This window comes from Alcaligenes sp. NLF5-7, assembly GCF_024266725.1.
Taxonomy (GTDB): domain Bacteria; phylum Pseudomonadota; class Gammaproteobacteria; order Burkholderiales; family Burkholderiaceae_B; genus Alcaligenes; species Alcaligenes phenolicus.
Window position 1 is genome coordinate 1,034,131 of the sequence record NZ_CP100755.1, and the last position, 13,562, is coordinate 1,047,692.

A 13,562-nucleotide genomic window follows, 5' to 3' on the forward strand; every position below is an offset into this window, starting at 1 on the left:
ACCGCCATGAAAGAACTCGATCCCTTCATCCTGCTGGCTGTTTTCCAGGAAATGCTCGGCCCCTTGCTGTGGATTCTCCTGGCCGTCGTCGTCCTGGGTCTGGTCGCCTTCGTTGCCCTGCTGGTGCGCGAGAAAGGCCTCGTGTCACGCCGCCTGGTGCGTTCGGAGGCGCTGGGCATCGTCGGGGGGGCACTGGCTTTGGTCCTGATGGCCAAGGTGTCGTCCTCAGGCTTCACCGATGCCGCTGGTCCCGCCGACTGGTTCTTGATTGCTCTGGTGTTCGGTGCCGGCCTGGTCGGATCGACCATATTGGCCTACACCATCGCTGGCTGGTGGCCTGCTCGGCGGCAGCCGGCCGGCACCGCAAACGCCCATTGAGCCAGGGAAACTTCCATGACGACGACCAGCTACAAGAACGTGACGAAGCAGATCACCTCCAACCTGGCACCGCTGCGTGCCAGCGTTCCACAGGTCATGAAGAGCTTCACGGAAATGGGCAAAGCCGCCATCGCCGATGGGGCGTTGGACGCCAAGACCAAAGAGTTGATTGCACTGGCGATTGGCGTCGCCACACGCTGCGACGGTTGCATCGGCTTTCATGCCAAGGCCTTGGCCCGTCTGGGGGCGACGAAAGCCGAAGTGCACGAGACCCTGGGCGTGGCGGTCTATATGGGGGGCGGCCCCTCTGCGATGTACGCAGCCAACGCCGTGGCCGCCTTCGACGAGTTCATGGCCGAAACGCCTTCCAACTCGTTGCCGGTAGAGCGATAGGGCGCTTCCATGCGGCACTTGGCCAGCTACATCGCAGCTATCCGCCAACGCCGCAGCCTGACCTGCATCGAGAGCATGACGCGTGAGGCGTCGAGCTGGCAGGAGGATGGGTTCGACGTAACCCGGGAGACCATCACTTATCGGTTCACCGATGGCGCCATGATCTTCTGCACGACCGAGCAGGACTCGGTGCCGGTGGATGTCGATATCTGCCCGGAATGCTGGATCACCTACGAGGTCGTTTCAGACGGGCATTCCGACGAGCGGATCACGCCTGCGCGAATGACTTTCAACTCGACCTGTCGCGAAGCCTTCTGGCTCAAGTACCACGCGCCGTCGTCCAACGACCTGGCCATTTCTGCGTCGAACCCTTGGGCTGCCGAGACCTGCTGCCACGTCGCAGACACAACGAAGGAGAACCCCTAGCATGCCCTCGTCCATCACCACCGACGTTGCCATCATCGGAGCTGGCACTGCCGGTCTCACGGCTTTCAGCGAATTGCGTCGCCTCGGCCTGTCCGCCGTTCTGATCGACCATGGCCCTTTGGGCACGACCTGCGCCCGGGTGGGCTGCATGCCTTCCAAGGCAGCACTGCATGCCGGCCACCAGTGGGCCAACCTGCGCGCGCTGCTGAAAGAGGCCGCCGCACCTGCGGGCTCGGCCACTCCTGACGACTTGTGGAGCCACGCCCGCAGGACGCGCGACCTGCTCGCTGGTAACACCGCCAAGCGCACCCGCGAGGTCGCAGGAGATCGGCTTCTCACGGGAACGGCGCGTTTCACCGGTCCCAACACCGTGGACGTCAACGGCCAGCCCATTCACGCTCGGGCGTTCATCGTCGCCACCGGCTCCCGGCCGGTGGTTCCGCAGGCTCTTGCGGCGCTGGGCGATCGGCTGCTCACCACGGATAGTCTGTTCGACCTGGACACCCTTCCCAGGAGCGTCGGAATGTTGGGACTGGGCGCCATCGGGCTGGAAATGGGGTTGGCGCTGTCGCGGCTCGGGGTTCGACTGGTCGCCGGTGACATGAAGGCCTTGCCCGCAGGCATCACCGACCCCAAAATCGGTGCGCGTGCCATCGAGCACTTCAGCGGCGAGATCACCATGTGGCTGGGGCGGCCCGTCGAAGCCACTGCCCGGCAGCAATCAATCGAGCTGCGCAGCGGCGACGCCGTCGAACAAGTGGACGTCGTTCTGGCCGCACTGGGTCGCCGTCCCAATGTCGAAGGTCTGGATCTGCAACTGGCAGGCGTGCCGCTTGATGCACGCGGACAGCCGGTCCTGCATGCCAAGACCCTGCGTGCCGGCTCGTCCCTCGTGTTTCTCGCCGGTGATGTGAGTGCCATTCGGCCGCTGATGCATGAGGCCGTCGATGAAGGACTGATCGCAGCGCGTGCCGCTGCGCAATCGCTTGGTGGCTCCCCCCTTGCCGAACTCCCGCCACGCCGCACGCCGCTGGCGATCGTGTTCAGCGACCCCGACATCGCGACGGTCGGTCAAGCCTACGACACGCTGAATCTCGACCAGACCGTCATCGGCTCCGCGCAAGGCGACGCCAATGGTCGATCGCGCGTGATGGGTGCCGAAGGCAACCTCGTTCGCCTGTATGTGGACCGCGGCAATGGGCGCCTGCTAGGTGCCGGCCTGCTCGCCACGCGCGGGGAACATCTGGCCCACTTGCTGGCCTGGGCCATCCAGCGCGGGGAGACGGTCGAGAGTCTGCTGACGATGCCGTACTACCACCCCAGCATCGAGGAAATGGTGCAAAGCGCGCTCAAGGATGCAAGCCGGCAGTTGAAGGCTTCGGCATGAGCACCTTTGCCAAAATCCACGCAACCTCACCCCGTAGACCGTCCCACCGTTCTATTCATACACTGACCAGGAGCTGAACATGCAAACCACTGATTTCGTCGCGACCGTCTTCGACGGCACCAGCAATCCGAACAAGGTCACCGTGACCTTCACTATGGCCCTCAACGCCTTGCTCAAAGGCCACACGGCCACAATCATCCTGATGGTCGAAGCCGTCGAACTCGGCAAGCCCGGGGCTACGGCAGGCATGGCGATCGGCAAGCCGTTCGAGCCCGTTGCAGACCTGCTGGCCAAGTACATCGAGAAAGGTGGCCGCATCGCCGTCTGCGGCTCTTGCATGATCCACAACGGCTTGACAGCCGAGCAAATGGACCCGCGCTTCGAGGTCATCACGGCACCGGATGTCATCGAGCTTCTCATGAATGCAAAGGGCTCCTTGCAGGTGACCTGAGGGTACAACCTGCCGTGCGATACGCCAGGCCATCCACCAGCAGGCGAGAGGCGCCTCCTGCCCAAGAACTGGCGAGCGGATGTCTCGGCCCGCTCGTTCAAGGCGGGAGCTAGAACTTGATTCATGCCATTCAGATAGGACCAGTGTCACTGCCGCCGAGTTTGGTCCTCGTTGCGCTCGTCCTGGCCATTGCTTTGTTGGTCGGAAATTACCTGGGGCGCAAAGCCGGCGTCGAAGTAGAGAGTCGAATCTACCGCGTTCTTTTCGTCAGCGCGATCTGCGCTCGCTTGGGGTTCCTGCTCCAGCATCATGATGCCTACTCCAGCACACCATGGAGCATTTTTGATCTTCGTGACGGAGGATGGTCTCCCTGGGCTGGTCTACTGGCAGCATGGCTCTATGCCACGATGGTGGTCCGACGTTTTCCGGCAATGAAGAAGCCCTTGCTGTCGGGCTTGATTGCTGCAAGTGTGATTTGGGTGATGGGAACAGCACCCGGTCGCTAACTCGTTTATTACGAACGTTTTTTCCGATCCAAGCGTCACGGAATGGACTCGATTGTGGACTCAAGTCTTCGGCCTGGTCAACGCAGGCCGTTGCGGGTGATCCAAAGCGAGCCAAGCACATCCATCAACAGCCAGAGCATCGGATTTCATACCGAAGTCTATCTGTCCACTGGCACATCACGCCACAGGCCGCTACGGACAGGTGAGCTGCGTCCTCAAAGGATTGACTCATCATCGACAGGCGCGGTCCCGCCCGCCTTTCGCCCGCTCGATGAACCGCTTCATGGACTCCGAGGGTTCGCCCCGGCGGCGCAGCAGGTAGGTAGAGAGCACCGGTGGGCTGCCGGCCAAGGGACGAATGGAGATGTCCGGGCGCTGTAGCGTCTGCACCTGCGAGGCGATGGCGAAGCCGATGCCGTAGCCGGCACCGACCAGGGTCAGCATCACGCCCAGGCTGGTCACTTCATCGACCAGCTTGAGCGGCGTGCCTGCGTCCTGCAGCAGCGCTTGAATCTGATGGCGGCAGCCCGATCCCGATTCGGGATGGCACAGAACCAGCGGGAACTTCAGGGCTTCGGCCAGCGGCACCTGCACGTGTGCCAGCAAGGGGTGGCGTGCGGGCACGATCACCGACAGCGGATCGGTCCACACCGGCTCGGCGACGAGGCCATCATGTACCGCGTTTGACAACGCAAAGCCGATGTCCAGCAGATCGTCGTGCAGCGTCTTGAGCTGCTGCGCGAACGGCAGCTCGAAGACGCGAATCTCCATCTCGGGCTCCTCCTCGCGGCTGCGTGCCAGCAAGGTGGCGATGCGGGGCTGCGCCAGGCCGTCGCAGATCGCGATGCGCAGATGGCCCTGGTAGCCCTGTGCCGCCGCCTTGGCACTCTTGACTGCCTGCTCCACGGTGGCCATCACGCGTCGGCATTCGCCTAGGAACACCTGGCCGGCCCAGGTCAGCCGCGTCAGGCGGGTGCTGCGGTCGAACAACTGCACGCCAAGCTGGCTTTCCAGGTCGCGCATTGCTCGCGATACGGGAGATTGCTCGATCCCGAGACGCTCGGCCGCGCGGGCGAGATGCAGCTCTTCCGCGACTGCAACGAAATAGCGTAGCAATCTAGGCTCCAAGGCAGCCTCCCATCGGCCCTTTCCACCAGGTCTTGGTACGAGCCAGCCACCAAGCGATGGGGATGTCAATCAGGATCAGGGTGACGACGCCTGCTAAACGTGCGGTCAACCGGAGGACTTGCAGATCACTATCCGTCAGCACGCAAACACCCTCGTGTCAATGCGCATGCTTCGTGTCCGAGCACCCGAGTGTGTAAAGGATGCTCTTCGGTGAACTGCCCAAGCGAATGGTCCAGACTTTCATGCCGCAGGCCCCTCGACTACTCAATACATATGCTGGCCGCCGTTCATCGCCACGTTGCTGCCGGTCATAAAGGCGGCGGCTTCGCTGGCGATGAAGGCGACAAGTGCCGCAATCTCGTTCGGCTGGCCCAGACGGCCAACCGGAATCGCATCGATGATCTTCTGGCGCATGTCCTCCCGCACCGCCATCACCATCTCGGTGGCCAGATAACCCGGCGACACGGTGTTGACCGTCACACCCTTGCGCGCGACCTCCTGCGCCAGCGCCTTCGTGAACCCGTGCACGCCGGCTTTGGCCGCCGAATAATTGGTCTGCCCGAACTGGCCCTTGCTGCCGTTGATCGACGAGATGTTGACGATGCGACCCCAGCCGCGCTCGACCATCGGATCAATGAACGGCTTGGTGACGTTGAACATGGAGTCCAGGTTGGTGTGCAGTACGGCATCCCAACCGGCCTTGTCGAGCTTGCGCAGCGTTGCATCGCGGGTGATGCCGGCGTTGTTCACCAGGATGTCGATCCGATGACCGTCGGCGTGGATGCGCCGCGCCAGTTCCTGCGTTGATTCGTAGTCCGATACATCCACCCCGTAGGCAGCAAATGTGTAGCCCTGTGTCGCTTGCGCTTGCTGCCACCGGCCAATCGTGGTGTTGCCGGGGGTATGCGTGACGATCACGCGGTGGCCGGCATCGTGCAGGGCACGGGCGATCGCAGCGCCCAACCCGCGGTTGCCTCCCGTCACCAGCGCCGTCCGTTGCGTCGTATTCATTGCCGTCCCCTCATTTCTTGGTCTTGCCCTGGGGTACGGCGCTTGGGGCGGTCCAGGGCTGCGTCCAGCGCTGGCAAAGCTGCGTGAAAGAGGCTGCGTCGCCACTCGCGCCGAATGCCTCGGAGACAGACTCCTGCCAAGTCGTGAGCGCCTGGCGCAGTCCATTGGCAAAGGCCGTCTGGCTCTTGGCTGCTACTTGCCCGACCGCTTGGGCATCGCCCATGCGGCCTTGGCACAGACGCCAGAACACCTCGGACGGCAAGGTCGCGAGCGCCTGCCAGTCGGCCGCCTGTTGGAGGCCCTGGATGCGCGAGGTGGTCTCCAGCACGCCGCCAGCGCTGAGCTGTTGCATGACTTCGAGCCAGTGATGGCTGCTCTCCTGCAGCAAGCGCGTGATCTGCAGTTGCAGCTCGGCATTGGCTTTGTAGAGATGGATTGGCAGTTCGTTGCTCATTGCAGTGCCCTTCGGTCATGGTGGGCCCCCTTCGGGGCGGGTGTAGGCCATCCCTAGCGATGTCCCTGTTGAAATAGTCTTGTCTTGTCTCGGCTTCGGCGCGTCGTATCAGCGCATTGCCACATAGGTTCCCGGTGCATCACCAAGCGGGACCTGCGTGCCGCCCATGGCGGGCGGCGATACCCGCTCGGTCGAATGTCGTGCCAGCCACTGCTGCCAGGCTGGCCACCAGGAGCCCTCATTCAGAGGGGTTTCGGTACGCCACGTTTGCGGATCGACGTAGCGAGCGCCGACGCTGCGGGTCGCAATCTGGTAGCTGCGCCGGGGGTGCCCCGGCTCGCTGACCACGCCGGCGTTGTGCCCGCCGCTGGTCAGTACGAAGGTCAGCTCCGCATCACTGAGCAGATGCATCTTGTACACGGATGGCCAGGGGGCAACGTGGTCGCGCACCGTGCCGACGATGAGCATCGGCACTTCGATGTCGGCGATCGCCACCGGCCGTCCGCCGACCCGGTAGCGTCCCTCGGCCAGATCGTTGTTCAGATACAAACGCCGCAGGTACTCGCTGTGCATGCGATACGGCATGCGCGTCACGTCGGCATTCCATGCCATCAGGTCATTGAACTCCTGCCGTTCGCCCAGCAGGTACTCGCGCACGCGGCGCGACCAGATCAGGTCGCGCGAGTTGAGCATCTGGAAAGAGGCGGCCATCTGCTTGCCGTCGAGATAGCCCTTGTCCCACATCCCGGCTTCCAGCCAGGCGAGTTGACTGTCGTCGATGAAAAGCGCGATTTCGCCCGACTCGCGGAAGTCGGTCTCCGACGCCAGCAGCGTCAAACTGCGCAGCCGTTCGTCGCCATCGCGCGCCATCGCGGCTGCGGCGATCGTCAGCAAGGTGCCGCCCAGGCAATAGCCAACCGCCTGCACCTTGCGCTCGGGCACGATGGCCGTGACCGCGTCCAGTGCATCCATGACCCCCAGCCACCGGTAATCCTCGAGGCCGAGGTCGCGATCGGCCGCGGTCGGGTTCTTCCAGGAAAGGATGAACACCGTATGCCCCTGGTCGACCAGGTACTTCACCATCGAGTTGTGCGGTGACAGGTCGAGGATGTAGTACTTCATGATCCAGGAAGGCACGATCAACACCGGCTCGGCATACACATCGGGCGTCGTCGGCGTGTACTGGATCAGTTCGATGAGGTGGTTTCGGAACACCACCTTTCCTGGCGTGACCGCCACGTCCTGGCCGACCTTGAAGCCTTCGACCCCGGCCGGTTCATCGTCAAGCGCAAGACGCTGTGCATCGTCGAGGAAGTTCATCGCGCCGCGCCACAGGTTGACGCCGCCGCTGGTTTTGATGGCTTCCAGCACTTCCGGGTTGGTCCAGACGAAATTCGATGGCGACCACATGTCCAACCACTGCCGCCCGGCGAAAGTGACCATGTTCTCGTGATGGCGCGACACGCCGCGCACGCCGGTCGTGGCGTTGTGCCACCACTGCTGCTGCAGCAAGAAGCCCTGGTGGATCACGTTGAACGGCCATTGCTGCCAGGCCGGCGCCTCGAAGCGCCGATCCTGTTCCAACGGCTCAATGCACGTGGGGCAGCCGTGGGCACTTGCAGCGTGCGCGACGTAACGCGCCAAGCGTCGCTGCTTGTGCAACCCCTTGTCGATCAGGCTGCGCTGCTTGCCCGGTGAAAGGCTCAGGTGCAGCGCCCAGTCGTACCAAGCCAGCAAACCCGCCGCCGGCGACAACCCGCCAGTGCCGCGTGCCCGGCACGCGTTCGCAAGCGTATCCAGGACATCGGGGTGACAGACGGACGGTGCCGGCGCGGGCTTGTCAGGTATGGCAAGGGTGTTCATCTCTGATCTTCCGATGTTGTAAGTAACTTATTACTATCATAATGCCTACGGGAAAAGATGCAAAGCCTTGAAGAACGCCCGGGGGATTTCCGCCTTCGCTCGAACGAAATCGCTTCTCTTGCTCTGACTGAGGTGGCCGACTTGCCGACCGATTACTCATGATCCGCCTGAGGGGTGTGTTCGCTTCCTGGGTCTCGTCAGCTCACTTGGCCACGATCCATGGATGGGGCAGGAACCATCCTTTCCCGTGCGATGAACCGTATTCCCGATCTTGCGACGCGGATGTTTTGCATGTTAGGATAGTAATAGGTCACTTACTTTATGGAGTCTGATCGGTGAGCGAACGTCCTCAACATCTGTCCGCTGAAGAGCGGCGTGCTGCCACAGTGCAAGCGGTGGTGGACTTGGCCGCGGAGCAAAACCCGGCCGAAATCACGACCACGGCCATCGCCGATCGAATGGGTTTGACGCAGGGCGCGCTGTTTCGCCACTTCCCCACCAAGGACGCGATCCTGGAGGCAACGATGACCTGGGTCGGTGAGCGTCTACTGGTGCGCGTGGACAAGGCGGCCGAGGGCGCCGCGTCTCCTGCCGCAGCACTCGAAGCCATGTTCATGACGCACATCGACTTCGTGGCCAAGCATCCCGGCGTGCCGCGCATGCTGTTCGGAGAACTGCAACGCTCTGGCGAGACGCTCGCCAAGCGGATGGTGCAGACCTTGCTCCGTCAATACGAACAGCGCCTGCGCCGCCTGATGGAGGCAGGCAAGGCGCAAGGCGACCTGGATGCGGATCTGGACGTGGATGCCGCCGCCGTGTTGTTCATCGGCACGATCCAGGGACTGGTCATGCAGTCGCTGTTGGCCGGCAAGGTCAGTCGCATTCGTCGTGATGCGCCAGCCGTGTTTGCCATCTATCTCCGTGGCATCACGCACACCCGATGAAACGCCTTCCATCCTGCCGCCACGCAGTTGCCCGGTCGGCCGAGAGGCACACCACGGTCATGCGATCGCGTTGCGCCTCCAGCGCGAATCCGCGTCATTCAACACTCAGCCCGACCGCCCGGCGGAACGCACACGCACGCCGCGACGACGGCGAAGGCTTGGGAGTTTCCGCGATCAAGTAAAGGCCATGAAGATGACCACTCATCCACAACGCAGCCTCTGGAACTGGCTGATCTCCCTGCTCGCGATCGGCTTCGGCCTGCTCACTCTTCGGGAGGGCGGCGCCGTTCTGTTTGTCGACGGCGCGGCGCGCCAAGCCGCCGGCCACTATGTGCCTTTCGTGCTCTGGTTCAATTTTCTGGCCGGGTTCGCCTACATCGTCGCCGGCGTCGGCTTGTGGATGCGCCGGCGCTGGGCCGCGTGGTTGGCGATTGTCATCACGGTGGCGACCGCACTCGTGTTCCTCGCTTTCGGAGTGCATGTGGCTCTGGGTGGCGCCTGGGAGCGACGCACGGTGGTCGCCATGACGCTGCGCACGTTGGTGTGGGCTGGCATAGCGGCCATCGCCTGGCGCCGGTCAGCGGCGAATGCGCCGGTCGCACGCGAGCACTGAGCACCTTTATCCAGCGGAAACCCATCGATGAAAACTCCAAACCTCCTCTTCAAGAAAACCCGTTGGGTCGTGATCGCCGTCGTCGTGCTCGCTCTTGGCGGCGCACTGGCGTTCTGGCTGTCGCGCGACCATGGACAACAAGATGCATTGCGCCTCTACGGCAACGTCGACATCCGCGAGGTGCAACTGGCCTTCCGTCAGCCCGGGCGCGTGATGCAAATGGCTTTCGATGAGGGCGATGCCGTCAGCGCGGGCGCGCGCCTGGCGGCGCTTGACGCGCAACCCTATCGGGAAGCACTTGCGGCAGCACAGGCCCAGGTGCAGGTGGCGCAGGCGGAACTGGCCAAGCTGCGCCGCGGCCTGCGACCGCAGGAAATCACCCAGGCGCGCGAAGCCCTCAGGCAGGCCCAGGCGCTCGCCACCGAGACCGAGCGCAATTTCCAGCGCCAGAGTGGCCTGCTGGCATCGGGCGCCAGCAGCCAGCGCACGGTCGATGCCGCCCGCACGGCGCGCGACCAGGCAACCGCTGGCGTCGAAGCGGCCAAGGCGGCCCTGTCGCAAGCATCCGAAGGTTTTCGCAAGGAAGACATCGCCGCGGCAGAAGCTCGCCTTGCGGCCGCACAGGCTGCCGCAGCGCAAGCCACGACAGCCTTGGCGGACACCGAGTTGATGGCGCCCAGTAGCGGCACCGTCATCGCACGAGTGCGGGAGCCCGGCAGCATGGTCGCAAGCCAGAGCGCGGTCTACAGCCTGAGCCTGGACAAGCCGGTTTACGTGCGCGCCTACGTGGGCGAGTCGGACTTGGGGCGCATCGCGCCCGGTACTGTGGTGCGCGTCAAAAGCGATTCATCAGAGAAGGTCTATCGCGGCCAGATCGGCTTCATCTCGCCGCGCGCCGAGTTCACCCCCAAGACGGTGGAGACGACGGATTTGCGCACGGATCTGGTCTACCGCCTGCGCATCGTCATCGACGAAGCCGACAGCGACAGTGCCTTGCGCCAGGGCATGCCGGTGACGATCGAGGTCGATGCGAAAGCCGGCACCAGTATCCCGGCGGGGGAGCGTTGAAATGCAGGCAAGCCCTGCCATCGCCGCCGTGTCTGCGGGTGCGGGCGAAGACGCTGCCGTCGTCATCGAGGGCGTGGACAAGCATTTCGGCGACGTAAAGGCGCTGCGGGGCTTGAGCGCGCGCATCCACTATGGGCGGCTGACGGGTCTGGTCGGCCCCGACGGCGCTGGCAAGACGACGCTGATGCGGATTCTGACCGGCCTCCTGGTGCCGAACGCCGGCCACGTCACCTTGGCAGGCTATGACGTGGTCAAGGACAACGACGCCATTCACGTCGCCAGCGGCTACATGCCGCAACGCTTTGGACTGTACGAAGACCTGTCGGTGATGGAGAACATGCGCCTGTATGCGCAGTTGCGCGGCATGGATGCGGACCGCAACGCCGATCTGTTTGCCGATCTGCTGGACTTCACGCGGCTCGGACCCTTCACCAAACGCCTGGCCGGCAAGCTCTCCGGCGGCATGAAGCAGAAGCTGGGCCTTGCCTGTGCGCTCATGGCGCGGCCGAAGGTGCTGCTGCTGGACGAGCCGGGCGTGGGTGTCGACCCGGTCAGCCGCCAGGACTTGTGGCGCATGGTGCAGGCGCTGACCGATGAAGGCATGGCCGTGGTCTGGTCCACCGCCTATCTCGACGAAGCCGAGCGCTGCGAGAGCGTGCTGCTGCTGAACCAAGGGCAGCTCCTGTTCGATGGCCCGCCGCAGGAGCTGACCGCGCAGCTCGAAGGCCGCAGTTTCCGTCTGGAAGACGTCGGTGCCGAGCGACGAGCGGTCCTGACCCAGGCACTCGACCTGCCCACCGTGAGCGATGGCGTGATCCAGGGCGCCGGCGTGCGCGTGGTGTTGCGCGAGGGCGCTCAAGCGGAGCAGCTCCAGGCCCTGTCCGATCAGGCGCGAGTGGAGCTGGCGCAGGTGCCCGCGCGCTTCGAAGACGCCTTCATCGATCTGCTCGGTGGTGGCCCCGGCGGCACTTCGACGCTGGCCGAGCGTCTGCCGCCGGTTGAGCTGGGTTCCGACATTGCCGTGTCGTGCCGAAACCTCACCAAGCGCTTCGGCGAGTTCACCGCCACCGACAACGTCAGCTTCGAGGTGCAAAAGGGCGAAATCTTCGGCCTGCTCGGCCCCAACGGCGCCGGCAAGTCCACCACCTTCAAGATGCTGTGCGGCCTGCTGAAACCCACGGCTGGCGAAGCGCATGTGGTGGGCCATGATCTGCGCCGCGCCACCGGCGCAGCCAAGAGCCGGCTCGGCTACATGGCGCAGAAGTTTTCGCTCTACGGCCTGCTCTCGGTGCAGCAGAACCTGGAATTCTCGGCCGGCGTCTACGGACTGGAAGGCAACACCCGTCGCGAGCGCATTGCCGAGATGATCGAAACCTTCGATCTGGGCGACTGGCTGTCCGCCACGCCCGATTCCCTGCCGCTGGGCCACAAGCAGCGCCTGGCATTGGCTTGTTCGCTGATGCACCGGCCGCCCGTGCTGTTTCTGGATGAACCCACTTCGGGCGTGGACCCGATCACCCGGCGCGAATTCTGGACCCACATCAACGGACTGGCCCGCAAGGGCGTGACCATCATGGTCACCACCCACTTCATGGACGAGGCCGAATACTGCGACCGCGTGGCCATGCTCTCGCGTGCGCAACTGATTGCGCTGGATACGCCCGACGCGCTCAAACGTTCGGCGGTCAGCCCCGAACGACCCGACCCGACGATGGAGGACGCCTTCATTCACCTGGTGGAGTCGGCGGACCGCGAGCTGGAGGCCGCCACATGAACGGCACCACAAAGCACAAGGACGGGAATGGACCACAGCAGACCGACCTGCGCCATTTTGATCTGCGGCGCTTGATCGCCCTGGTCACCAAGGAAAGCTACCAGGCGCTGCGCGACCCCTCGACGCTGCTGATCGCGTTCGTGCTGCCGGTGGTGTTGCTGCTGCTGTTCGCCTATGCGGTGTCGCTGGATGCGAAGGATGTCCGCGTCGGCGTGGTCCTGGAGTCACCCGGCGCATCGGCACAGTCGCTGGCCGCAGCGTTTTCGGGCACCCGCTTCCTGGATACGCACTTCGCTCATGACCGACGCGAAGTGGCCGACCAACTGGTCTCAGGCGACCTGCGCGGCTACGTGGTGATCCCGCAGGATTTCGAGCAGCGGCTGGCCCAGCGTGGCAGCGAGCCGCTGGTGCAGATCGTCACCGACGGCTCCTACCCCAATACCGCCAACTACGTCGAGAACTACGCCCGCGGCGTGGTCCAGTCCTGGCGTGCCGGACTGGACGTCGGAGCACCAGCGCAGGCCGTCATGCTGGAACCGCGCTACTGGTTCAACCCCGAGCTGGAAAGCCGCCGCGCACTGATTCCCGGTGCCATCGCCATCGTCATGACCATCATCGGCACCATGCTGACTGCACTGGTGGTGGCGCGTGAATGGGAGCGCGGCACCATGGAGGCGGTGCTGTCCACGCCGGCCTCGGTGGCCGAAATCCTGATCGGCAAGCTGCTGCCGTACTTCGTGCTCGGCATGCTGTCCACGCTGGGTGCGGCGGCGCTGGCGGTGTTCGTGTTCGGGGTCCCGATGCGGGGCTCGCTGGCGGCGCTGCTGCTGCTGTCGGCGGTGTTCATGGTGCCGGCGCTGGGTCAGGGTCTGCTGATTTCCTCCTTGGCACGCAACCAGTTCCTGGCAGCGCAGATCGCGCTGTTCACGGGTTTTCTGCCGGCTTTCATGCTGTCGGGCTTTCTGTATGAGATCGACGCGATGCCCGCGCCAATCCGGGCCATCACCCGGCTGGTTCCGGCGCGTTACTTCGTCGATTCGCTGAAGACGGTGTTCCTGGCCGGCGACATCTGGGCCGTGTTCCTGCCCAACCTGGCGGCCATGGCGGCGATCGGGGTGCTGTTCTTCGTGATCGCCAAGCGCGCCACGCGCAAGAACCTGGAGTGA

At 64.0% G+C, this 13,562-nt stretch carries 15 protein-coding genes; 11 read left to right on the plus strand and 4 right to left on the minus strand.

Translation table 11 applies throughout. The features are described from left to right. Positions 1–6: 6 nt before the first annotated feature. From MID00_RS04860 to MID00_RS04885, 6 genes are all read left to right on the plus strand, one after another. Positions 7–378 (plus strand): DUF5368 domain-containing protein, encoded by a 372-nt coding sequence (locus MID00_RS04860; RefSeq protein ID WP_009521537.1) that lies wholly within the window; start codon positions 7–9, stop codon positions 376–378. Positions 379–393: 15 nt separating this feature from the next. Next, a complete protein-coding gene (locus MID00_RS04865) occupies positions 394–771 on the plus strand; it encodes a carboxymuconolactone decarboxylase family protein (RefSeq protein ID WP_180157874.1) in 378 nt (125 codons plus the stop codon). A gap of 9 nt (positions 772–780) precedes the next feature. After that, positions 781–1,197 carry a hypothetical protein gene (locus MID00_RS04870; protein WP_180157876.1) on the plus strand — a complete coding sequence of 139 codons (417 nt, stop codon included), beginning with the start codon at positions 781–783 and terminating at the stop codon, positions 1,195–1,197. A 1-nt stretch (position 1,198) separates the two neighbouring features. Then, positions 1,199–2,584, plus strand: coding sequence for a dihydrolipoyl dehydrogenase (locus tag MID00_RS04875; RefSeq protein WP_254499791.1), 1,386 nt, complete (start codon positions 1,199–1,201; stop codon positions 2,582–2,584). A 79-nt stretch (positions 2,585–2,663) separates the two neighbouring features. Next, positions 2,664–3,035 carry a DsrE family protein gene (locus MID00_RS04880; RefSeq protein WP_180157879.1) on the plus strand — a complete coding sequence of 124 codons (372 nt, stop codon included), beginning with the start codon at positions 2,664–2,666 and terminating at the stop codon, positions 3,033–3,035. Positions 3,036–3,151: 116 nt separating this feature from the next. After that, complete coding sequence (locus MID00_RS04885; RefSeq protein WP_254499792.1) at positions 3,152–3,541, plus strand: prolipoprotein diacylglyceryl transferase family protein; 390 nt, start codon at positions 3,152–3,154, stop codon at positions 3,539–3,541. A 231-nt stretch (positions 3,542–3,772) separates the two neighbouring features. Here the strand turns inward: MID00_RS04885 and MID00_RS04890 are convergent, their stop codons facing one another. The 4 genes from MID00_RS04890 to MID00_RS04905 all read right to left on the minus strand — a co-directional run bounded on the left by MID00_RS04890 (position 3,773) and on the right by MID00_RS04905 (position 7,997). Then, complete coding sequence (locus MID00_RS04890; protein ID WP_254499793.1) at positions 3,773–4,669, minus strand: LysR family transcriptional regulator; 897 nt, start codon at positions 4,667–4,669, stop codon at positions 3,773–3,775. A gap of 264 nt (positions 4,670–4,933) precedes the next feature. Further along, positions 4,934–5,680, minus strand: coding sequence for an acetoacetyl-CoA reductase (phbB, locus tag MID00_RS04895; RefSeq protein ID WP_254499795.1), 747 nt, complete (start codon positions 5,678–5,680; stop codon positions 4,934–4,936). A gap of 10 nt (positions 5,681–5,690) precedes the next feature. After that, complete coding sequence (locus MID00_RS04900) at positions 5,691–6,134, minus strand: phasin family protein (protein WP_066921861.1); 444 nt, start codon at positions 6,132–6,134, stop codon at positions 5,691–5,693. Positions 6,135–6,242: 108 nt separating this feature from the next. Next, positions 6,243–7,997, minus strand: a complete 1,755-nt coding sequence (locus tag MID00_RS04905; protein WP_066921863.1) for an alpha/beta hydrolase — start codon at positions 7,995–7,997, stop codon at positions 6,243–6,245. A 335-nt stretch (positions 7,998–8,332) separates the two neighbouring features. Here MID00_RS04905 and MID00_RS04910 point away from each other — a divergent pair, with 335 nt between their 5' ends. The 5 genes from MID00_RS04910 (at position 8,333) to MID00_RS04930 (ending at position 13,562) form a co-directional block, all read left to right on the plus strand. Continuing rightward, entirely contained in the window at positions 8,333–8,941 is a 609-nt protein-coding gene (locus MID00_RS04910) for a TetR/AcrR family transcriptional regulator (RefSeq protein ID WP_004255154.1), read from the plus strand. A 187-nt stretch (positions 8,942–9,128) separates the two neighbouring features. After that, entirely contained in the window at positions 9,129–9,554 is a 426-nt protein-coding gene (locus tag MID00_RS04915; protein WP_083768689.1) for a hypothetical protein, read from the plus strand. 27 nt (positions 9,555–9,581) lie between these two features. Continuing rightward, a complete protein-coding gene (gene hlyD / locus MID00_RS04920; RefSeq protein WP_254499796.1) occupies positions 9,582–10,622 on the plus strand; it encodes a secretion protein HlyD in 1,041 nt (346 codons plus the stop codon). A 1-nt stretch (position 10,623) separates the two neighbouring features. Next, positions 10,624–12,396, plus strand: coding sequence for an ATP-binding cassette domain-containing protein (locus MID00_RS04925; RefSeq protein ID WP_254499803.1), 1,773 nt, complete (start codon positions 10,624–10,626; stop codon positions 12,394–12,396). Beyond that, a complete protein-coding gene (locus MID00_RS04930; RefSeq protein ID WP_254499804.1) occupies positions 12,393–13,562 on the plus strand; it encodes an ABC transporter permease in 1,170 nt (389 codons plus the stop codon). Before MID00_RS04925 ends, MID00_RS04930 begins: the two co-directional genes overlap by 4 nt.

Excerpts from the sequence above, each read along its gene's own strand:
- phbB (WP_254499795.1), bottom strand. The coding sequence starts at position 5,680 with ATGAATACGACGCAACGGACGGCGCTGGTGACGGGAGGCAACCGCGGG.
- MID00_RS04905 (WP_066921863.1), bottom strand. The coding sequence starts at position 7,997 with ATGAACACCCTTGCCATACCTGACAAGCCCGCGCCGGCACCGTCCGTC.
- MID00_RS04860 (WP_009521537.1), top strand. The coding sequence starts at position 7 with ATGAAAGAACTCGATCCCTTCATCCTGCTGGCTGTTTTCCAGGAAATG.
- MID00_RS04875 (WP_254499791.1), top strand. The coding sequence starts at position 1,199 with ATGCCCTCGTCCATCACCACCGACGTTGCCATCATCGGAGCTGGCACT.
- MID00_RS04915 (WP_083768689.1), top strand. The coding sequence starts at position 9,129 with ATGAAGATGACCACTCATCCACAACGCAGCCTCTGGAACTGGCTGATC.
- MID00_RS04870 (WP_180157876.1), top strand. The coding sequence starts at position 781 with ATGCGGCACTTGGCCAGCTACATCGCAGCTATCCGCCAACGCCGCAGC.
- MID00_RS04925 (WP_254499803.1), top strand. The coding sequence starts at position 10,624 with ATGCAGGCAAGCCCTGCCATCGCCGCCGTGTCTGCGGGTGCGGGCGAA.
- hlyD (WP_254499796.1), top strand. The coding sequence starts at position 9,582 with ATGAAAACTCCAAACCTCCTCTTCAAGAAAACCCGTTGGGTCGTGATC.
- MID00_RS04930 (WP_254499804.1), top strand. The coding sequence starts at position 12,393 with ATGAACGGCACCACAAAGCACAAGGACGGGAATGGACCACAGCAGACC.
- MID00_RS04865 (WP_180157874.1), top strand. The coding sequence starts at position 394 with ATGACGACGACCAGCTACAAGAACGTGACGAAGCAGATCACCTCCAAC.
- MID00_RS04900 (WP_066921861.1), bottom strand. The coding sequence starts at position 6,134 with ATGAGCAACGAACTGCCAATCCATCTCTACAAAGCCAATGCCGAGCTG.
- MID00_RS04880 (WP_180157879.1), top strand. The coding sequence starts at position 2,664 with ATGCAAACCACTGATTTCGTCGCGACCGTCTTCGACGGCACCAGCAAT.